17 protein-coding genes are annotated in these 19,612 nt (G+C 60.4%); 4 read left to right on the top strand and 13 right to left on the bottom strand.

Annotated elements, in window-relative coordinates; translation table 11 throughout:
• Window positions 1-3: 3 nt before the first annotated feature.
• From ACZ9DP_RS21300 to dnaG, 11 genes are all read right to left on the bottom strand, one after another.
• Window positions 4-894, bottom strand: a complete 891-nt coding sequence (locus ACZ9DP_RS21300) for a DMT family transporter (RefSeq protein WP_476203489.1) — start codon at window positions 892-894, stop codon at window positions 4-6.
• A gap of 71 nt (window positions 895-965) precedes the next feature.
• A complete protein-coding gene (locus ACZ9DP_RS21295) occupies window positions 966-1,772 on the bottom strand; it encodes an AraC family transcriptional regulator (protein WP_476203488.1) in 807 nt (268 codons plus the stop codon).
• 64 nt (window positions 1,773-1,836) lie between these two features.
• Window positions 1,837-2,001: a hypothetical protein gene (locus ACZ9DP_RS21290; protein WP_476205541.1), complete on the bottom strand. Its 165-nt coding sequence runs from the start codon at window positions 1,999-2,001 to the stop codon at window positions 1,837-1,839.
• An 81-nt stretch (window positions 2,002-2,082) separates the two neighbouring features.
• Window positions 2,083-3,228, bottom strand: a complete 1,146-nt coding sequence (locus ACZ9DP_RS21285; RefSeq protein WP_476203487.1) for a DUF930 domain-containing protein — start codon at window positions 3,226-3,228, stop codon at window positions 2,083-2,085.
• 167 nt (window positions 3,229-3,395) lie between these two features.
• Window positions 3,396-3,689: a GYD domain-containing protein gene (locus ACZ9DP_RS21280; RefSeq protein WP_022714277.1), complete on the bottom strand. Its 294-nt coding sequence runs from the start codon at window positions 3,687-3,689 to the stop codon at window positions 3,396-3,398.
• A 222-nt stretch (window positions 3,690-3,911) separates the two neighbouring features.
• Window positions 3,912-5,966, bottom strand: a complete 2,055-nt coding sequence (rpoD, locus tag ACZ9DP_RS21275) for an RNA polymerase sigma factor RpoD (protein ID WP_022714276.1) — start codon at window positions 5,964-5,966, stop codon at window positions 3,912-3,914.
• A 450-nt stretch (window positions 5,967-6,416) separates the two neighbouring features.
• Complete coding sequence (locus tag ACZ9DP_RS21270; RefSeq protein ID WP_476203486.1) at window positions 6,417-6,782, bottom strand: GFA family protein; 366 nt, start codon at window positions 6,780-6,782, stop codon at window positions 6,417-6,419.
• The gene (gene tdh, locus ACZ9DP_RS21265) at window positions 6,773-7,810 is read right to left on the bottom strand and encodes an L-threonine 3-dehydrogenase (RefSeq protein ID WP_476203485.1); all 1,038 of its coding nucleotides are present in this window, start codon (window positions 7,808-7,810) and stop codon (window positions 6,773-6,775) included. Before tdh ends, ACZ9DP_RS21270 begins: the two co-directional genes overlap by 10 nt.
• Window positions 7,811-7,980: 170 nt before the next feature.
• Entirely contained in the window at window positions 7,981-9,168 is a 1,188-nt protein-coding gene (locus tag ACZ9DP_RS21260) for a glycine C-acetyltransferase (protein ID WP_194727548.1), read from the bottom strand.
• Between the two features lie 495 nt (window positions 9,169-9,663).
• Window positions 9,664-11,505 carry a DNA helicase RecQ gene (gene recQ, locus ACZ9DP_RS21255; protein ID WP_476203484.1) on the bottom strand — a complete coding sequence of 614 codons (1,842 nt, stop codon included), beginning with the start codon at window positions 11,503-11,505 and terminating at the stop codon, window positions 9,664-9,666.
• Between the two features lie 14 nt (window positions 11,506-11,519).
• The gene (gene dnaG / locus ACZ9DP_RS21250) at window positions 11,520-13,499 is read right to left on the bottom strand and encodes a DNA primase (protein WP_476203483.1); all 1,980 of its coding nucleotides are present in this window, start codon (window positions 13,497-13,499) and stop codon (window positions 11,520-11,522) included.
• A gap of 527 nt (window positions 13,500-14,026) precedes the next feature.
• Here dnaG and ACZ9DP_RS21245 point away from each other — a divergent pair.
• The gene (locus ACZ9DP_RS21245) at window positions 14,027-14,248 is read left to right on the top strand and encodes a BrnA antitoxin family protein (protein WP_372419730.1); all 222 of its coding nucleotides are present in this window, start codon (window positions 14,027-14,029) and stop codon (window positions 14,246-14,248) included.
• Window positions 14,249-14,818: 570 nt separating this feature from the next.
• Complete coding sequence (locus tag ACZ9DP_RS21240; protein ID WP_074069006.1) at window positions 14,819-15,676, top strand: hypothetical protein; 858 nt, start codon at window positions 14,819-14,821, stop codon at window positions 15,674-15,676.
• A 2-nt stretch (window positions 15,677-15,678) separates the two neighbouring features.
• On the opposite strand, the gene ACZ9DP_RS21235 is transcribed toward ACZ9DP_RS21240, so the two are convergent.
• On the bottom strand, window positions 15,679-16,131 hold the full coding sequence (locus ACZ9DP_RS21235) for a GatB/YqeY domain-containing protein (RefSeq protein ID WP_039845442.1): 453 nt from the start codon (window positions 16,129-16,131) through the stop codon (window positions 15,679-15,681).
• Window positions 16,132-16,405: 274 nt separating this feature from the next.
• Between ACZ9DP_RS21235 and carA the strand changes: the two genes are divergently transcribed.
• Both carA and ACZ9DP_RS21225 read left to right on the top strand, forming a co-directional pair.
• Window positions 16,406-17,611: a glutamine-hydrolyzing carbamoyl-phosphate synthase small subunit gene (gene carA / locus ACZ9DP_RS21230; RefSeq protein ID WP_194730160.1), complete on the top strand. Its 1,206-nt coding sequence runs from the start codon at window positions 16,406-16,408 to the stop codon at window positions 17,609-17,611.
• A 125-nt stretch (window positions 17,612-17,736) separates the two neighbouring features.
• On the top strand, window positions 17,737-18,057 hold the full coding sequence (locus ACZ9DP_RS21225) for an antibiotic biosynthesis monooxygenase family protein (protein WP_476203482.1): 321 nt from the start codon (window positions 17,737-17,739) through the stop codon (window positions 18,055-18,057).
• 16 nt (window positions 18,058-18,073) lie between these two features.
• Here ACZ9DP_RS21225 and ACZ9DP_RS21220 read toward each other — a convergent pair whose 3' ends face one another.
• Complete coding sequence (locus ACZ9DP_RS21220; RefSeq protein ID WP_074070328.1) at window positions 18,074-19,477, bottom strand: MATE family efflux transporter; 1,404 nt, start codon at window positions 19,475-19,477, stop codon at window positions 18,074-18,076.
• Window positions 19,478-19,612 lie beyond the last annotated feature (135 nt).

The following is a 19,612-nucleotide window of genomic DNA, read 5'->3' as shown; positions in this document are numbered from 1 at the left end:
CCGTCACGCGCGCCGCACCCGGGCAAGTGCGGAAAAGCCGAGCCCCAGAACGGCGGCGAGCACACAGGCGACGCCGAAAATCTGATGGAGGCCGACCGGCTCGCCGAGCAGCACGAAGGCAAAAATGACGGCGGAGACCGGAGCGATTGCCGTAAATAGCGAAGCCTCGCTGCCGCTGACGCGCTCTAAGCCCGCGTACCACAAGATGAAGCCGCCGACGGTGGGCACCAGCGCATAATAGACGACGGCCAAGAGCGCCGCTCCCGAAAAACCGCTTGCGGCATGGCTTTCGAAGAGAGCCGGAATGCCGGCAACGAGGAAACCGATGCCGGTCATCAGCGCCGACTGCGTGAGCGGCAGGATCTCGCTCTGCATGCGCTTGTTGAGAAGAATGAACAGCCCCTCGCAGATGACGGCGCCGAGGATCAGCGCATTGCCGGCCAGTGAGCCGCCTGCGGATGCGCCTGGTGTCACCGCGACCCAGAAGACGCCGAAAGCAGCAAGCGCGATGGCAACCAGCAGGAAGCGGTGCGGCCTTTCGCCGAGAATGAGGATCGAGATCACCGCCGAGACGACCGGCAGCGTGCCGATGATGACGCCGGCATTCGTCGCCGACGTCAGCTGCAGGCCGGAGATCAACAACGTCGTATAGCCGACGCTGCCCGCCCCTGCCTGCGTCACGAGGATGAGCCAATCGTGGCGCGACAGTTTCGGCAGCCGCGATCGGGTGAGCTGCATCAGAAGCAAGAAGAAGGGGAATGCCGCAGCGAAACGCAGTGCCGTTGCCGTAAACGGCGGAAGGCCTGATGCGATGATCTTGCTGGCGATCACCGTGCTGCCGACCGTGATCATCGCCAGCGTCAGATAGATGTAGCCCTGAAATGCTTTTGTCATGGGATTCTCCGTTTCGATGGACGAAGAAAACCGCAAAGACGAAGTAGCTTCTTGAACGAAATTGCAGGCCGTCAGGCAAGTGCCGTGGCATAGACACGCGGCGTGAGGCCGTATTTGGCAGTGAAGACGCGTGTCATGTGGCTCTGATCGGCAAAGCCGCTGGCCAAGGCGGCTTCGGCAAGCGGCGTGCCGGAAGCGATCAGGCGGCGGGCCATGTGGATGCGCGCCTGGACGAGATAGGCATGCGGCGTCATGCCGGTTGCCTTCGCAAAACCGCGCAGCACCTGAAACCGGCTAAGGCCGCTTTCCCGCGCAAGATCGGCAAGCGAGACATTGGCGAGGGGATCGCCGTCGATCAGGCTCTGCGCCTTGCGGATCGTGCCCGGCGCCATACGCGCCACGTCCGGCATCGGCTGTTCGCGCATCACATCTGCAACAACGCCGAGGAGCAGTTCTTCGCGTGCAAGGTCATCTTGCGTGGAACTGCGGGTGATTGCGGCAAAGAGGCTCGCGAAGCGTGCTGCAAGGACGCTGTTTTGAATAACGGGGCGCGGAATTTCCGAGCGCATCATCCTGCTTTCGTCGGCATCCTGCGCGAGATCGCCGATGATCGCCGGATCGAAATAGAGGATGCGCCACGACCGCCCCTCGCCGATCGGTGCGCCGTCATGGACCTCGTTCGGATTGACGGTGATGAGATCGCCGGCTTCCGCCTCGACCATGCCGCGCCCGCTCAGCGACTTCTGCGCACCGGAGACTATCAGGCCGATGCCGAATTGTTCATGCGTATGCCGTGCGAAACTGTGGCGGGTTTCCGCTTCCACGGCCTCCACCCCGGCCATCGCCGAACGGTGCATTGTGAACTGACTTTTGGCCACGCAGCGTCTCCTTCCGGCCGGACTCTGCCAGCGGCAGGCGAAGCACGCAACGTCTTTGCCGAGATTAGTGAAGTGTTTCAGGCCAGATTTCGTCGGTGAGAATTATCAGGGCGTCGTCGAGCGCTGCAACCAGAATATCGGTCAGCTCATCACCCTTGTTTTCGAGGAACGCCAGGCTCGCGGCCTCGTCCTGCATTTCAAAGAAGCACTCGATCTCGTTCGACATCATCGTCCTTTCATTCACCGGAACATTCAGCGATGAAAGCAGACTAGGAGAGCTCACTTGCGCAGGGCTGGTGCGAGCCCCGTGTCAGAACTCCGGAAGATTACGGCTCCGCCACAGGCTGGGCGGGATCGGATCGCCGACATCGACGGCAAACGAGACGATCTTGGTTACGCCCTCGTCCACCTCGCAGCGGAATTGAACGTCGTACCAGCCCTCGCGCGTGCGGAAGGCACCGCGCCGGACATCGAGCACCGTACCGCGGGGCAGCGCGTAAGTGGGGACCATCACCGGATTGTAAGCGGGCGATCCGTGAACCAGTTGCTCGCGAAGCTCGGTGCTGCAAAGCTGCGCGGCCCGCCTTCCGCGCGGCATGTTGCCCATGGCGGTCCGGGCGATCGGATCATCCGTTTCGTTCTGCGAGAACAGCGTCTTTGCTTCCTTCAGCTCGGTAGGCTTTTCAGCCTTCGTCGTTTCCGTCTGGTCGATCTTGGGCTGGTCCGCAGGCTTTGCCTGTTCGAAGCCGATTTTCGCCTGGTCTCCTGCGCCAGCCGCAGGCCCGTTCTTCTGCGGGTCGATATTGGCCACATCAACCTGAGGCAGATTGACATCGTCCGGCACCGGGTTTGCGGGTGGCTGGTCCGTGGCGGGAGGCTTTGCCGCGGCCGTTTCGGCAGGCTTGGGCTCATCCGGTTTCGGCTCGTCGGGCGGCGTCACCGGTGGCTCGCCAGCCTCCGTCGAAGCATTGCCCGTTTCGGATTTGCGCGGGCCACTATCCTTGTCGCCAAATTCGAAGACGGGCCTCAGGACGGGCATTCTCTGTCCCTTCCCCTCCTTGTCGGAGGGATCGTTCCTGGCTTCGGATTTCGGCGGTTCGGACGGCTTCTCTTGCGGCTTGGCATCCGGCGGAGGAGGTGGTGGAGGAGGAGGTGGTGGTGGTGGGGGCGCTGGCGGTTTCTGCTCAGCCTTCTCCTCGATCTTCGGCAGTTCGGGAGGTTTCTCAGGCGGCTTTTGCTCTTCCGCCTTCTTTTCCTCGGCCTTCTTCTCCTCCGGCTTCTTTTCCTCTTCCGGCGGAGGCACGAGATCGACGTTCACCGTCTCCTCTTCCGGCGGCTGCGGCGTCTTTTCAGGCAGCTTCACAAGGAAAAACGCAACGACGGCAATATGCAGCGCGATCGAGGCTGTGACACCCCAACTGATCTCTCTCCAGCGCTTTGCGACGATCTTCTGCATGCCCGCGAATTATGCTCTCCGACAAGGTACGGATGTGGCCTTTTAAGAAGGCAGCATCAAGCCGCAAAACAAAAAAGTCCTTTGCCGCGCGACCGAGCTTAGGCCGCGCGGCGGATCGTCCACATCTTTTCACCTTCACGAGGCTGCGATCCGCAGGCCGATCGCCGCTAGCCGAGCGAGCCTATGATTTCGCGATAGGCAGCCTCCGGAAACGCCTTTAGCGTTTTCGTGCGAACGTTGCCGGCCGTCGCAAGCTGCAGCGTGAACCGCGCCATCACCGCGTCGTCCGGCGCCTCGCATATGGAGACCATGTCGTATTCACCCATCGTCAGAAAGAAATCCTTGAAGGAGCCGCCCATCTCGCCGAGCGCCTTCTTTGCCGCGTCCAGCCTTTTTGCCGAGTCGCGCGCACTGCGAACGCCTTGATCCGTCCAGTTGATAAGCATGACGTAAGTGGTCATTGCACACCTCCCTACGGAGGGTTTTGGTCCACGCAGGTATGTGGCGACCTTCGCTCACGCGCTGCGGCCGGTCCCGTCCCCCGTATCATCTGGATTATACCATTGAGCCGCGCGGAAAGCGACGGAATGTCTGGAAACCCAAAAAGAAAGAGCCGGGACGAACCCGGCTCTTCGATCATCAATCAGTCAACCGCAAGGCTGTCATCGCAGCCGGTACGGCTCTTAGCTGTCCAGGAAGCTGCGGAGCTTTCTGGAGCGGCTCGGATGCTTGAGCTTGCGCAGCGCCTTCGCCTCGATCTGGCGGATGCGTTCGCGGGTAACCGAGAACTGCTGGCCGACTTCCTCGAGCGTATGGTCCGTGTTCATGCCAATGCCAAAGCGCATGCGCAGTACGCGTTCCTCGCGCGGCGTGAGCGAGGCGAGAACACGCGTCGTCGTCTCGCGCAGGTTCGCCTGGATTGCGGCGTCGATCGGCAGCAGCGCGTTCTTGTCTTCGATGAAATCGCCGAGGTGCGAATCTTCCTCGTCACCCACGGGGGTTTCGAGCGAGATCGGCTCCTTGGCGATCTTCAGGACCTTGCGGACCTTTTCGAGCGGCATTGCGAGCTTTTCGGCCAGTTCCTCCGGCGTCGGCTCGCGGCCGATTTCGTGCAGCATCTGGCGGGACGTGCGGACGATCTTGTTGATCGTCTCGATCATGTGCACCGGAATGCGGATCGTGCGCGCCTGGTCGGCGATCGAGCGGGTGATCGCCTGGCGGATCCACCATGTCGCATAGGTAGAGAACTTATAGCCGCGGCGGTATTCGAACTTGTCGACCGCCTTCATCAGGCCGATATTGCCTTCCTGAATGAGGTCGAGGAACTGCAGGCCGCGGTTGGTGTACTTCTTGGCGATGGAGATGACGAGGCGAAGATTCGCTTCGACCATTTCCTTCTTGGCGATGCGCGCTTCGCGCTCGCCCTTCTGCACCATGTGCACGATGCGGCGGAATTCCGAAATCGAGATGCCGGTTTCCGTGGCGAGGTTCTGGATCTCCTGGCGGATGTCACGGATCGTCGTGTTCTCGCCCTTGGCGAATTCCTTCCAGCCGCGCGCAGCCAGATTGCCGATCGACTTCATCCAGTTCGGATCGAGCTCGGCACCCTGATACTGCTCCAGGAACGAGTCGCGCTTGACGCCGTAGGATTCAGCCAGACGCAGCAGGCGGCCTTCGTTCTGAACGAGGCGCTTGTTGATGTCGTAAAGCTGCTCGACCAGAGCCTCGATGCGGTTCTGGTTGAGTGACAGCGACTTGACGGCCTTGATCAGCTCGTCCTTGAGTTCCTTGTAGCGGCGCTCTTGGGCAGAAGACAGCGTGCCGGTCGCGGCAAGGCGCTGCTCGACCTGCTGGTCCTGCAGTTTGCGCAGCTTCTTGTAGGTCTCGGCGATGAGGTCGAGCGTCTCCATGACCTGCGGCCGCAGCTCTGCTTCCATGGCTGCGAGCGAGAGGTTGGATTCGTCTTCGTCCTCTTCCTCTTCTTCCACGGGCATGCCTTCGCCGCCAACATCGGTGATGTCGTCGTCGCCGGAACGCATGCGGCGGGTCTTTTCCTTCTCTTCGGCGGCCTTGCGGTCAGCCTCGATCTTTTCAGGGCTCTGGAACTGCGGGGCGGCCTTGGCTTCCGGACCGGAATAGGTCGTTTCGAGATCGATGATCTCGCGAAGCAGGGTCGTGCCCTCGTTCAGTTCGTCGCGCCAGATGATGAGCGCCTGGAAGGTGAGCGGGCTTTCACAGAGCCCGGCGATCATGGTTTCGCGGCCGGCCTCGATGCGCTTCGCGATGGCAATTTCGCCTTCGCGCGACAGGAGCTCGACGGAACCCATCTCGCGCAGATACATGCGCACCGGATCGTCGGTACGATCGGTCGGCTCCTTCTTCTTTGCCGTTGCAAGCGCGGTGCCGCCGGAAGGCGCGAGTTCGCCGCCTTCGCTCTCGTCATCGCCGCCCGCGTCGTCGTCGTCACCGCCGCTCTGGCCTGCCTCTTCGGCTTCTTCGTCTTCGATGACATTGATGCCCATATCGGACAACATCGCCATCGTGTCTTCGATCTGCTCGGACGTCACTTCCTCGGACGGAAGAACGGCATTCAGCTCGTCCATCGTCACGTAGCCGCGCTTCTTCGCGGCCTTGATCATTTTCTTGACCGCGTCATCGGAAAGATCGAGAAGAGGGCCGTCGGATGCGCCGTCGCGTTCGACTTCCGCTTCTTCGTTCTCTTTGACCTTGGTTACCATTTATATCGTCGCCTTCCTGACGCTATTCAAACTCGCTGCGGTGAACGGCCCTCGAAGCCTGAGTGCGCAAACCCAAGCCTCGAATCACCTTACCCACCTAACGGGATGACCTTTAATGCCCAATTAACCACGATCGCTGATGCCGGACGACAGAGCTTTAGTGCTTCGAAATTTCCGGCCATGGTTATGTGCGATCCGCCTCGACCCAGTTCACCGCTTATCAAGTCGAACGGTGATTCCCACAATTTTTGTTCGCGTCAAGCTTTTCCACTAAAAAAGCCGTCGAAAACACGGAAAAAGCCTTATCCACAGGATGGGAACCGCTCAAGCGATTGCTTCGCTTAGATAGGATGTCACCGCAAGAAGACAAGGGGAGCAATAATTCTTGCCACGGCAACGAGAGATCTTCCTGGTTTTTAGCTGCCGTTGCAGGATATCCGCCGCCCATCGCTATCGGAACGCACCATCGTAAGGCATGATTTCCAGAGAACCGAGATCGATCACGGGAATACAGCGCAGGTTGACCGATGCCATGGGATCGCCGTTCGGAAGAACGCTTTCGCCGTAGGGTGCAATACCGCAGTCGCTGCAGAAGTGATGTTTGATGACATGGTTGTTGAAAGTATAGGTCGACTTGTTTTCTTCCGGCGTCTGCAGCTTTAGCTTGTCGCGCGGTACGAAAGCAAGCAGGCCGCGCCGCCGGCGGCAGAGCGAGCAATTGCAATCGATCGCCGTCTTGAAGTCTCCGTCCACCTCGAATGCGATCTTGCCGCAATGGCAGCTTCCTTGTAGATCATCGTTTTCCCCTAGTTCCAATCCATCACGACCTTGCCGGAATTGCCTGAGCGCATCGCCTCGAAGCCGTCCCGGAATTCGTCGATCTTGATACGGTGCGTGATGACCGGCGACAGATCGAGCCCGCCTTGCACGAAGGCGATCATCTTGTACCAGGTCTCGAACATCTCGCGACCGTAGATGCCTTTGAGGTTCAGCATCTTGAAGATGACCTTGTTCCAGTCGATCTCGAAACCAGCCGGCGCGATGCCGAGGATTGCGATCTTGCCGCCATTGTTCATCTTGTCGATCATGTCGCGGAAGGCGGGTGCTGCACCCGACATTTCCAGGCCGACGTCAAAACCCTCCGTCATGCCGATCGCCTTCATGACATCGGCAAGGTTCTCCTTCGACGCATCGACGACGTAGTCGATGCCGAGTCTGCGCGCCAAATCCAGCCGGTGCGGGTTGATGTCGGTGATGACGACTTTGCGGGCGCCGGAACGTTTGGCGACGAGCGCGCCCATGATGCCGATCGGGCCTGCACCGGTGACGAGTACGTCCTCGCCGACGAGATCGAAAGAAAGTGCTGTATGAACCGCATTGCCGAAAGGATCGAAGATCGCGGCGATCTCGTCCGGGATGTCGTCCGGGATCGGCACAACATTGGCTTCCGGAATGCAAACGAACTCGCTGAAGGAGCCGGGACGGTTGACGCCGACGCCAAGCGTGTTGCGGCAAAGGTGCCCCCTGCCGGCGCGGCAGTTGCGGCACTTGCCGCAGACGATATGGCCCTCGCCGGAGACCCGCTCGCCGACATGGTATCTGGTGACGGCGGAACCGATCTCGGCGATCTCGCCGCAGAACTCATGACCGACGACCATCGGCATCGGAATGGTCTTCTGCGCCCACTGGTCCCAGTTCCAGATATGGACATCCGTACCGCAGATCGCCGACTTCTTGACGCGGATCAGAACGTCGTTCGGCCCGACCTCGGGAACCGGGACGTTTTCCATCCAGAGCCCGACTTCCGGTTTCGACTTGACCAGCGCCTTCATCATATTCGACATTCGAGGTTTCCCGTCTTGTAGTGCCTAGCTTCGCTGTTTGCCTTCTCCCCTCGGGGAGCACGGCACACCGTTAATTGCTCGTCTTCCATTCAGAGCGTCGCTGACGCTTCGGCCCCTCATCTGTCCTTTTGCATCTTCTCCCCGCCGGGGAGAAGATGGAGCAAGCGGCGTCAAATGACGCCCAGTTCCCTGCCAGCTTCCGCGAAAGCCGCAACCACGCGCCCGACATCCGCCCTGGAATGCGCCGCCGACATCTGCGTGCGGATGCGCGCCTGGCCCTTAGGCACGACCGGGAACGAAAAGCCGATCACGTAAACACCTTTCTTCAGCATCAGCGCCGCCATGTCCTGTGCGAGCTTGGCATCGCCGAGCATCACGGGAATGATCGGATGCCCCTCGCCCGCCAGCGTGAAACCGAGCTTGGTCATCTCCGCGCGGAAGAGCGCAGCATTCGCTGAAAGTTTTTCGCGCAATGCGTTGCCGTTCTCGATCAGATCAAAGACCTTGAGCGAGGCGGCGGCAATAACCGGTGCAAGCGTATTGGAAAAGAGATAGGGCCGCGAGCGCTGCCGCAGCCATTCGACGATCTCGGCCTTCGCCGAAGTATAACCTCCCGAAGCACCGCCGAGTGCCTTTCCGAGCGTGCCGGTGATGATATCGACACGGCCTTCGACGCCGCAATGTTCCGGCGAACCACGGCCATGCCTGCCGACGAAGCCGACGGCATGGCTGTCGTCCACCATGACCATGGCGCCGTATTTCTCCGCGAGATCGCAGACACCTTGCAGGTTGGCGATGATGCCGTCCATCGAGAACACACCATCGGTCGCGATCATCTTGAAGCGGCTGCCTTCGGCCTTCTTCAACTCTTCTTCCAGCGCCTTCATGTCGTTGTTGGCATAGCGGAAACGCTTGGCTTTGGAGAGCCGCACGCCGTCGATGATCGAGGCATGGTTCAGCGCATCGGAGATGATCGCATCCTCCTCGCCAAGCAGCGTCTCGAACAAACCGCCATTGGCATCGAAACAGGAGGAATAAAGCAGCGTGTCCTCCATGCCGAGGAACGACGAAATGCGGGATTCGAGTTGCTTGTGCTCCTCTTGCGTGCCGCAGATGAAGCGGACGGAGGCCATGCCGTATCCATAACGGTCGAGTGCCTTTTTGCCCGCCTCGGCAAGCTCGTCGTTATCCGCAAGGCCAAGATAGTTGTTGGCGCAGAAGTTCAGCACGCGCTCGCCGGAGGCGATGGCGATTTCGCCGGCTTGCTTCGAGGTAATGACGCGCTCGGACTTGTAAAGGCCGGCATCCTTGAGCGCGGAGAGTTCGCCGCGCAGATGGGAGATGAATTGCGAGGTCATTGACGGTCTTTCTTCCGATGCTTCCGACTGTCGCCGAGTTAGCATATTGCCGTCGGCTTGTCTTGTTCAGCGCTGAACCGAGACCAGCGGGAAGCAGCCTTCCGCAGCACGATGGAGCTGGCACGCACAACACCGCCCTTGATTTCGCCGATTGACCTCGCTCGGAATTGCCTCCTTCGTCAACGGCCATGTCCTGACCGTCGATTGCGGCATGACCGTCAGGATGTGAAAACTGCCCTTGCGGCTAGCTTCACCCGGTGGATGGACTGCAAGATGCCGATCTTGGTCCTAGAGTTCGGCTTCCATTTCGACGTCAAAGACCTGCCCGTCATGCAGATGTCTAGCAATCCGCTCACGCCCGGGCAACGAAACCACCGCTCTGTTGAAAATTGTCATTGAAGCTCCCCGGACTTTAGGGGAAACATATCAGAGGTCTGGCACGCAGAACATCACCCGATTGCATTAGACAGGCCCTTGCAACCGCCCCATTCCGGTCTAGTCATCGTTTGCCAGAATGACGTCCAGAAACGCATCGCCATAGCGCTCAAGCTTCGATTGCCCTACGCCCGAGATGTTCAGCAGCTCCTTCCGGCTCCTTGGCCGCTCGGTGGCGAAGGCGATCAGCGTCGTGTCGGGGAAGACGACATAGGGCGGAACGCCGAGGGATTTGGCGATCGAGGTACGTTCGGCCCGAAGCGCTTCGAAGAGAAGGCCGTCGGCGCCGGAAAGGCCGGAGCGGCGCTCGCTACGTTCGGCTTTTTTGGTGCGGCGTTCCGAGGCCGGACGATCCTTGCGGAAGAAGACCTGGCGTTCATGCTTGAACACGGCACGGGCATCCGGCTCCAGCTTCATCGCGCCATAGGCCTCATGATCGATGCGGATCAGACCCATGGCAAGAAGCTGGCGGAAGACGGATTGCCAGATGCGGCCCGGGGTATCCTTGCCGGCGCCGAAGACCGGCATGTCCACATGGCCGAAGCGCTCGGTCTTTTCATTGTTATTGCCGAGAAGCACATCGATCACATGGCCGGTGCCAAAACGCTCGCCGGTGCGATAGACGGCGGCAAGCGCCTTGATCGCCGCTTCCGTCCCATCCCAGGTTTCAACAGGCTTCAGGCAGGTATCGCAGTTGCCGCACTTGCCGGCATGCGCCTCGCCGAAATGCCCAAGGATCGCCTGGCGGCGGCAGGAAGCCGTTTCGCAGATGGCGAGCAGCGCGTTGAGCTTGCCGCGTTCGATGCGTTTGATCTCATCGGCCGCATTGCCCTCGTCGATCATGCGGCGGCGCTGGATGGCGTCGGACATGCCATAGGCCATCCAGACCTCCGACGGCAGGCCGTCGCGCCCAGCACGGCCGGTTTCCTGGTAATAGGCCTCGATGGAGCCCGGCAGGTCGAGATGCGCGACAAAACGCACATTCGGCTTGTCGATGCCCATGCCGAAGGCGACTGTGGCGACGAGGCAAAGCTCTTCCTCTTTCAGGAACGCATCCTGATTGGCATCGCGCAGCGACCGGTCCATGCCGGCATGATAGGGAAGCGCGCGGATGCCCTGGGTGTTCAGCCAATCTGCCGTGTCTTCGACCTTGGCACGCGACAGGCAGTAGATGATGCCGCTATTGCCCTTGTGCCTCGAGAGGAACCGCAGGAGCTGCTGGCGCGGCTGATCGCGCTCAACGATTTCGTAGGAAATGTTCGGCCGGTCGAAGCTGGTGGTGAAAACCTTGGCGTTGTTCAGCGCCAGCCGTTCGATGATGTCGTCGCGGGTGTGCGGATCGGCAGTCGCCGTCAATGCAATGCGCGGCACGCCCGGATAGTGTTCTGCAAGCCTGCCGAGTTCGCGATATTCCGGACGGAAGTCATGCCCCCATTGCGAGACGCAGTGCGCTTCGTCGATCGCAAAGAGGGCGATCTTCGCACTGCCGATCGTCTCTCTGAAGCCGTCCATGAGGATCCGCTCCGGCGTGACATAAAGAAGATCGAGCTGACCCGCCGAGAGTGCCCGGCGGACATCGACGAATTCCTCGCGGGTGAGCGACGAGTTGATCGCTGCAGCGCGGATGCCGAGCTGCTTCATCGCCTCCACCTGATCGCGCATCAGGGCAATCAGCGGCGAAACGACGATGCCGACGCCGTCGCGGCAGAGCGCCGGGATCTGGAAGCAGAGCGATTTGCCGGCGCCCGTCGGAAAGAGCACCACTGCATCGCCGCCTGCCACGAGCTGATCGATCACTTGCTGTTGCTTGCCGCGAAACGCGGGATAGCCGTAGACGCGCTTCAGGATAACGAGCGGGTCCCGGCCGTTGCCGAAGAGCGCACCTGCGGCCGAAAATGCCATGTCGCCGCCGTCCATCAATGGCTAGCCGCGCCCTTCACGCGGCCGGAAAGCACGCCGAAACCATCGATGATGGCTTCCTGGTTCTCCAGCCGGAGGCCTTCGAAATGAACTTCCTGCAGGGCGCGCATCAACTGGTCGATGACATCGCCGTCTCCGGCCTCTGTTGCCTCTGCGATCTCGCGTTCGAGCTCGATCTTCTGCCAGCGCAGCGCCTTGGCGCGCTTGTGGAAGGCAAGCGCCTGGCGGTAGCCCTCGCGGGCATCCTCCATGGCCGCCTCCTCCGTCGCGATCCAGAGGCGCGCGTTGCGAATCTGCTGCTCCAGGCTCTTAAGGAGCGCGCCGAAACCCTGCTCCTCCAGCCGCTCGATCAGGTATTCGCGCGTCAGATGCGGCCCCGCGACGGCCGCCGCAGCACCGAGCACACCTGACCATAGTCGCTGAAGCTCGCGGTTGTCGTAATCGATCGAGGCGATTTCGTCATACTCGTCCTGCATCAGGGCGGGATGATTGACGATGGTGAGCGCCAGCACGCTTTCGCGCAACGCCGGAATTTCCTGATGCCCGCGCACGAGACCCGAACGCGCAAGGCGCTCGGAAACGCCGCCGCCGGAGATGCGCGCGCCGCGCGCCTCCTGCCCGCCGCGTCCGCCGGGCCGGCCGCCGCGATCGAAGCTTCGGCGCTCGCCACGGTTTTGGAATTGCGGCTGAAAGAATGCGTTGAGCCGGTCCCTAATGTCCTGCTGATAGTGGCGGCGGACATTTTCGTCGACGATGACGGCGACCATCTGCTTCAGTCGGGCTTCGAGTTCGGCGCGCGCCTCCGGCGTATCGAATTTGCCCGCGTTGATCTCCCGGCTCCAGAGCATCTCAGCGAGCGGCTTTGCCTGGCTCATCACCTTGTCGAAAGGCGCACGGCCATCATGGCGCACGAGGTCGTCCGGGTCCTTGCCATCTGGCAGCAGCGCAAAACGCACGGTTCGGCCGGGCTTCAGATGCGGCAGCGCCAAATCTGCGGCACGGTTTGCGGCGCGGATGCCGGCGCCATCGCCATCGAAGCAGAGCACCGGCTGCGGTGTCATTTTCCAAAGCAGTTCGAGCTGGTTCTCCGTAAGAGCCGTACCGAGCGGCGCAACGGCATTCTCGACGCCGGCCTGATGCAACGCGATGACGTCCATATAACCTTCGACGGCGATGATGGTGCCGGCGCCGTCTGCGCCTTGGATCGCTCGCCGTGCGCGCGCGAAATTGTAGAGCACATTGCCTTTGTGGAAGAGCTCGGTCTCGTTGGAATTGAGATATTTCGCTGGCGCATCCGGCGACATGGCGCGGCCGCCGAAAGCGATCACCTTCTCCCGCGACGAGAGGATGGGAAACATGATGCGGTCGCGGAAGCGATCGTAGCTGACCGGCACGTCGGGACCATGGACCACAAGACCGCAGGCTTCGATCTGCTCCTTGGCAACGCCCTTGCCCGCCAGAAACTCCTTGAGCGCATTGCGGCTGTCCGGCGCAAAGCCGAGGCGGAAGGTGTCGATTGTCCGGCAGGTCAGTCCGCGGTCGCGCAGGTATGCCCGCCCCCGCGCGCCGTTCGCCGTCTGCAGTTGGTCCTGGAAGAACTGCGTCGCCAGTTCCATGACGTCCTGAAGCGAGCCGCGCTCCTTCTCGCGCTTTTCCATGACAGGATCGGCGATCGGCATGGCGACACCCGCCATATCGGCGATCTGCTGAACGGCTTCGGGGAAACTCAGGCCCTCAAGCTCGGTCAGGAAGCGGAAATGGTCGCCAGTGACGCCGCAGCCGAAGCAGTGATAGCGGCCCTTGCGGTTCTCGCAGTGAAAGCTCGGCGACTTCTCGCCGTGGAACGGGCAGCAGGCCCAGTAATCGCCGCGCGAAACATTGGTCTTGCGCTTGTCCCAGCTCACGCGACGGCCGATCACATCCGAAATCTGGACGCGGTCGCGTATCTCATCGAGAAAGGAATTGGAAAAGCGCATATGAACCTCTTGGCGAACCATCATATACGCAGGTTTGGCGGAACCTGCCATGAACTTCGGCGGAAAGACGCGCTATTCACAGGCTTGACGCCCTCGAGTTTGCATAGACGACGACGCATGCGTGCCTAGAAGCAGACGCATGCGTGCCTAGAAGCAATTGAACTTTTAGGTGCAACATGGAGCCTGTCCACAAGCAGTTCTCGTCCTTCGAATGGGACGAAAACAAGCGGCGAGCAGATATCCATGAAACCTGGAACCGACTTTCCAAAAGCAGCGGCCGCATAGAACGAACCGCATCTGGAAAGAATCCGATCGACATGGAGGAGTTCGCACATGGGCAATCTCTCCGGTTCGCTCATGGTAATCGCGATCGTCTATACGCTGCGCGCTGAATCGTGCGGCACGCAAGAACGAGCGAAGAGCGTATCGTCAGGTATTCGGCTGAAGAGATCCAAAAATGATTGCACGCGGCGAAGACCGGACCGACCACGCCCGCGTCGACGCCATGACCGACGAGGACATCGAGCGTGCCATGGCGACGATTTCGACTGGGTGGATTCGTCGACATTGACTGGTCGAAGGCGGAAGCCGTTTGCCCGACCGCCAAGAAACCGCTGTCAATATGGCTGGACCAGGAGGTAGTCGATTTCTTCCAGGCAAGCGGCAAGGGCTATCAAACTCGCATCAACGCCGTCCTGCGCCACGATGTCCAGCCCCAGAAGGCTTTGAAAGATCGACTCCGAAAATAACAAAAAAGACAATCAAAAAAGCGTGACAGCTTGCGGCCGAGGGGTGCGACAACTGTGCACACCGACCGCCGGTCCGCAATCCGAACAGACCAAACAGGCTCGCGGCAAGACACGCCTCCCGACGAATAAAATCATTGATTATCAATCGATTAGCACGCGTTTAAGAAGATGGCGGGATATGACTGGCGTTGTCCGTGCGCACCGTTCGTTCGCATGTAACAAGCTCACGATCGAATTATTATATTTTTGTAATTTGAATCCTCTGCTGCATCGCAATACGCTCCTTCCCAACAAAGCGATCCCCGAGCGAGGCTCCATCCCTACCCCCGGCGCCGCCTCGCAAGGGTGCCTTTGCAAATACGCCGCTGGTTTGGGTTTCGGCCTGCGTCGCCAGCGACAAGCAAAGAGCAAGAAGGCAGGAGCGCCCCCAGCTCCTGCCTTCTTTACTTTTGGGCTTTAACCTTGTCGGTTAACTGACCATCGGAATTTTGCAGCATCCTTGTGCAAAGTAACATTGACAGGCGCGTCCTTCATAACAGATGGAATACGAGTGCCCGCCTGGAATGTTCGATGTCTATTACCGCAGAAAAACTTGCAGCCGATGATCGTTTTTTTGAAGCGGTATTACTCTGCGCTAATGAGATGCTTGCGATCTATCGCGAAAGCCCGCGCATTGCCTCGATCTTTGCCGCACAGCAGCGCTGGCTGATGGCGCATGCCGGATTTGCGCTGCACTACGGCTATCCAGACGGCATAAAGAAAGGGCTTTACTCCGGCCGCTTTGTCGAATTCGTCGTCGCCAACAAGATCGCCAGCCGCAATACCGCTGCCGCTTTCATGCAGGAAATGCTTGCCTATCGCTTCCTGAGGCCGGCAAGCGGCCAGAGCGATCGCCGCACGCGGCTGCTTGAGCCGACGGAAACGGCCGAGCAGCATTTCCTGAAGTGGCTGCTCGCCCATCTGTTCATCCTCGACGGACTCGATGGCGGGAAACGCTTCGAGCGGGCAAGCGCGGATCTTTCCACCATCGGCAAAATTCAACCGCTGATCGCTAAGGCGATCATCGAAACCGATGCCGTGCGCGACCCCGGCAGGACCTTCAATCTCTTCAACTGGGCAAATTCGGGCGGGCTGGTCATGGATTATCTGATGTCGCGCCTGCCGGGCTTCGATCGGTCGAAGGAGCACATGGCTCTTGGTCCGGTATCACTCGGCGAAATCCGTGCGCAATTCATGATTTCGAATACGCACCTGAAGCGCCTGCTTTCACAGGCCGCCGAAATGGGAAGCATCGGCTGGGAGGAGCCGCCGCGCAAGGGCGATCTCTGGCTCTCGCGCGGCTTCATTCTCGAATACTGGAATTATCAGGCCGCGAAATTCGCGGTCGTCGATGCTGCGGCCGAGGCAGTGCTCGGCCCGGCTGCATAGGCCTATTTCAGCAGTTCCTTGACCGTGCCGGACGCCTTGGCGAAGTCCATTTGGCCGGCATAGTGTTCCTTGAGCGCCGCCATGACCTTCCCCATGTCCTTCGGCCCCTCGGCGCCGGTCTCCTTGATGATGGCAGCGATATTCGCCCGCACTTCGGAGTCCGAAAGCTGCTTCGGCAGAAAGTCCTGGATCACAGTGATCTCTGCACGCTCTTTGGCAGCGAGTTCCGGACGGGCGTTCTCTTCGTAGATCTTCGCCGATTCGTCGCGTTGCTTCACCATCTTGGCGAGGATCTGCAGAATCTCGTCATCCGGAGCCTCGCCTTTGCCTGTGCCGCGGTTGGCGATATCGCGGTCCTTGATCGCCGCCTGGATCAGGCGGACGGTCGAGAGCCGTTCGGCATTCTTGGATTTCATCGCGTCCTTGAGCGCGGTGGCGACCTGATCGCGCAGCATTATCTTCACTCCTGTTGAATGGCGCTTCATAAACCAGCCCGATGGCAGGGATCAAATAAATTGCGAGATTTGCGCGAGAAAGCGAAGGAAAAGGCGGCCGATCCACGCCAGAAAGATTGACGCCGGGGCACAGCGCGGCTATCTACCGCCACCTGCACCAAAATTCGTGATCAGGCCTGAGATGCGTTGCGAGAAGCTGCGCCCATACCCTTGCGAACACAAATGGCAGTCTGACGGCCCCAAGACGTCAGGACCTGCCGGAAACGGGATGAAGATGACCGCGACAGCACCCTGGACAACCGAAAAGCCGACCGCCCTGCTCGTTCTGGCAGATGGAACAGTGATCGAAGGCAAGGGGATCGGCGCCACCGGCAAGGTCCAGGCCGAAGTGGTCTTCAACACGGCGCTGACCGGCTACGAGGAAATCCTGACCGACCCCTCCTATCTCGGCCAGATCGTCACCTTCACCTTCCCGCATATCGGCAATATCGGCACAAACGACGAAGACATCGAAGACCTGACGCCGGCAGCGCGCCACGGCGCGGTCGGCGTCATCTTCAAGGCCGACATCACCGAGCCCTCCAACTACCGAGCCGCAAAGCATCTCGATGCCTGGCTGAAGTCCCGCGGCGTCATCGGCCTCTGCGGCATCGACACCCGCGCGCTCACCGCCTGGATCCGCGAGAACGGCGCACCGAATGCGGTGATTGCTCATGACCCGAACGGCGTCTTCGACCTTGAAACCCTAAAGGCGGAAGCCAAGGCCTGGAGTGGCCTCGAGGGCCTCGATCTCGCCAAGATCGCCTCCTCCGGCCAGTCGTCGCAATGGGCGCAGACGCCTTGGATCTGGAACGAAGGCTACGCAGAACTCGGCGCCGACAAGGCGAAATACCATGTCGTCTGCCTCGATTACGGCGTGAAGCGCAACATCCTGCGCCTCTTTGCAGGCCTCGACTGCAAGGTCACGGTCGTTCCGGCAACGACCAGCGCCGAGGACGTGCTTGCCATGCAGCCGGACGGCATCTTTTTGTCGAACGGCCCGGGCGATCCGGCGGCAACCGGCGAATATGCCGTGCCGGTGATCCGGAAGCTGATCAAGACGGACATCCCGGTCTTCGGCATCTGCCTCGGCCACCAGATGCTGGGCCTCGCGCTCGGCGCAAAGACCGAAAAGATGCACCAGGGCCATCATGGCGCCAACCATCCAGTGAAAGACCATACGACCGGCAAGGTCGAGATCGTCTCGATGAACCACGGCTTTGCGGTCGACACGAAGTCGCTACCGGAAGGCGTTGAGGAGACTCACGTTTCCCTCTTCGACGGCACCAATTGCGGCCTGCGCGTCGCCGGCAAGCAGATCTTCTCCGTCCAGCACCATCCGGAAGCCTCTCCCGGCCCGCAGGACAGCCATTACCTCTTCCGCCGCTTCATCAACATGGTGCGCGGGAAGAAAGGCGAAGCAGCGCTCGCCGAGCGTTGAGACGCAGTGGTCAGCCGAACGAAAGCCCGCCTGCCGCGGGCTTTTTCTTTTACCTGGCGCTTGACCTCAACTTAACTTGAGGAACTAGACCGGTTGCCGTGACATCGACAACAAAGGAGATGGTGATGAACGGCGCTCTTTATCGCGTGGACAAGTTTGCTGTGCCGGAGGAGGCACGCGAGGAGTTTCTGATCAATGTGTTGAAGACGCACGAGGTACTGCAGGCCCAGGAAGGCTTCATCCGGCACACGGTACTGGAGCAGGTTTCGGGGCCGGGCGAATTCAATTTCGTGACGATTGCCGAATGGGAAAGCGCCGAGATCGTCGAGCGGGTAAAGGCCGCCGTCCAGGCGGCGCACCGGGCGCGAAACTTCGATCCGCAGGCGCTTTTCACGCGGCTCGGCATTCGCGCCGACATCGCCAATTACAAGCCGGTTGCAGCTTGACGATTAAATGGCCGGTTCAGGCGCCGGCCATTTTCCCCTCGTGACGCACGAGAATGTAGAATCGTGCGCAGAGCATGACCGCGGCAGCCGCAAGGCCGACGAGAAAACCGAACCAGATGCCGACGCCGCCGAAGCCCATTGGGAAAGCGAAGAACCAGGCAAGGAAGAATCCGATCGGCCAGTAGGCAATCAGCGCCATGATCATCGGCACACGCGCATCCTTGAGGCCGCGCAGCAAACCATTGGCAACCGCCTGCATGCCGTCGACGAGCTGGAAGAGACCGGCAACGACGATGAGCGGACCGGCGTAAGCCAGCACCTGCGGCGCTTCCGGCGAACTGACGTCCAGGAACAAGCTGCCGAGGAATTCGGGCATGATGGCAAAAAGCACGCCACCGATACCGGAGATCGCCGCCGCGATGATCAGTACCGCGATCGAGGCGCGAACCAGAGCGGAATGGTCCCCCTGCCCGTGCGCAATGCCGACGCGGACAGTTGCGGCCTGCGAGAGGCCGAGTGGGATCATGAAGGCAATCGACGCCCATTGGAGCGCAATGCCATGTGCCGCAAGCTCGATCGTGCCGATGTAACCCATCAGCAGCGAGGCAACTGTAAAGAGGCTGACTTCCGCAAGAATAGTCACGCTGATCGGCAGACCGAGACGAACGACGTCCCAAAGCGCGTGCCAATCAGGCCGCCAGAAACGCACCAGGATCTCGTAACGCCGCGTCTCCTCCCTCATCTGCACATAGGCGAGGATGAAGAAAAAGCCCGCAGTCTGCACTGCGACCGAGACGATCGCAGCGCCCTGAAGGCCCATTGCCGGAAAGCCGAAATGACCGAGGACGAGGGCGTAGGCGAAGATCGCGTTCATCACCAGCATGGCGATGGTGACATTGAGGACGACGGCAGCCTTGCCGATCGCGCTGACGAGCGCGCGCACAACATTGTAAAGCAGCCCCGGCAGCACGCCGAAATGGCCGATCAGGATATAGCCGTGCGCAAGCTTTGCCACCTCCGGCTTCTGGCCAGCGGCGAGCAATATCTCCTCGGCATAGAAGAAGGCCGGCTGCATGACGAGCCAATAGACTGTGACCATCCAAAGGCCCATGCGCATCGAGCGACGAACGGTGACGACATCGCCCCGGCCGTAAGCCTGCGCGACCATCGGGATAACCGCGATGGCAAAGCCCGAACCGAAAATCAGGATCGTGAACAGAAACTGCGCCGACAGCACCATGGCAGCTAGGTTCTCGGCGCCGAGGCGGCCGACGATCATCACGTCCGTCGTGTTGATGCCAAGCTGGGCAAGCTGGGCGCCGATGAACGGAATGCCGAGCGCTAGCGTAGCGCGGAAATGCGCACCCCAGTGATTGTCGGTTTGCGGCGCAAGCCTGTGCACGTCGATCGGCGCGTCCATCAGAGCCATTCCTGTTTGGTTGAATCACTTCGGGCCGCATTTCGCGGCAAAGTAATACCGGGCCTTAGATCAAAGGCCCGCAAAGAGCCACCCTAAAAGGGGCAGATGATGAAAAATTCATCACATCATCACGAA

It is taken from the genome of Rhizobium sp. USDA 4016, assembly GCF_056279705.1.
The sequence above is the reverse complement of the archived record's forward strand: the minus strand, read 5'-3'. Positions and strand labels throughout refer to the sequence as shown.

What these genes read in the sequence shown, in the direction of transcription:
- ACZ9DP_RS21285 (WP_476203487.1), bottom strand. Translation starts at nt 3,228, where the DNA reads ATGCAGAAGATCGTCGCAAAGCGCTGGAGAGAGATCAGTTGGGGTGTC.
- carA (WP_194730160.1), top strand. Translation starts at nt 16,406, where the DNA reads ATGACCGCGACAGCACCCTGGACAACCGAAAAGCCGACCGCCCTGCTC.
- recQ (WP_476203484.1), bottom strand. Translation starts at nt 11,505, where the DNA reads ATGGCATTTTCGGCCGCAGGTGCGCTCTTCGGCAACGGCCGGGACCCG.
- ACZ9DP_RS21260 (WP_194727548.1), bottom strand. Translation starts at nt 9,168, where the DNA reads ATGACCTCGCAATTCATCTCCCATCTGCGCGGCGAACTCTCCGCGCTC.
- ACZ9DP_RS21300 (WP_476203489.1), bottom strand. Translation starts at nt 894, where the DNA reads ATGACAAAAGCATTTCAGGGCTACATCTATCTGACGCTGGCGATGATC.
- ACZ9DP_RS21240 (WP_074069006.1), top strand. Translation starts at nt 14,819, where the DNA reads ATGTCTATTACCGCAGAAAAACTTGCAGCCGATGATCGTTTTTTTGAA.
- tdh (WP_476203485.1), bottom strand. Translation starts at nt 7,810, where the DNA reads ATGTCGAATATGATGAAGGCGCTGGTCAAGTCGAAACCGGAAGTCGGG.
- ACZ9DP_RS21225 (WP_476203482.1), top strand. Translation starts at nt 17,737, where the DNA reads ATGAACGGCGCTCTTTATCGCGTGGACAAGTTTGCTGTGCCGGAGGAG.
- ACZ9DP_RS21290 (WP_476205541.1), bottom strand. Translation starts at nt 2,001, where the DNA reads ATGATGTCGAACGAGATCGAGTGCTTCTTTGAAATGCAGGACGAGGCC.
- ACZ9DP_RS21280 (WP_022714277.1), bottom strand. Translation starts at nt 3,689, where the DNA reads ATGACCACTTACGTCATGCTTATCAACTGGACGGATCAAGGCGTTCGC.
- ACZ9DP_RS21220 (WP_074070328.1), bottom strand. Translation starts at nt 19,477, where the DNA reads ATGGACGCGCCGATCGACGTGCACAGGCTTGCGCCGCAAACCGACAAT.
- ACZ9DP_RS21235 (WP_039845442.1), bottom strand. Translation starts at nt 16,131, where the DNA reads ATGCTGCGCGATCAGGTCGCCACCGCGCTCAAGGACGCGATGAAATCC.
- dnaG (WP_476203483.1), bottom strand. Translation starts at nt 13,499, where the DNA reads ATGCGCTTTTCCAATTCCTTTCTCGATGAGATACGCGACCGCGTCCAG.
- rpoD (WP_022714276.1), bottom strand. Translation starts at nt 5,966, where the DNA reads ATGGTAACCAAGGTCAAAGAGAACGAAGAAGCGGAAGTCGAACGCGAC.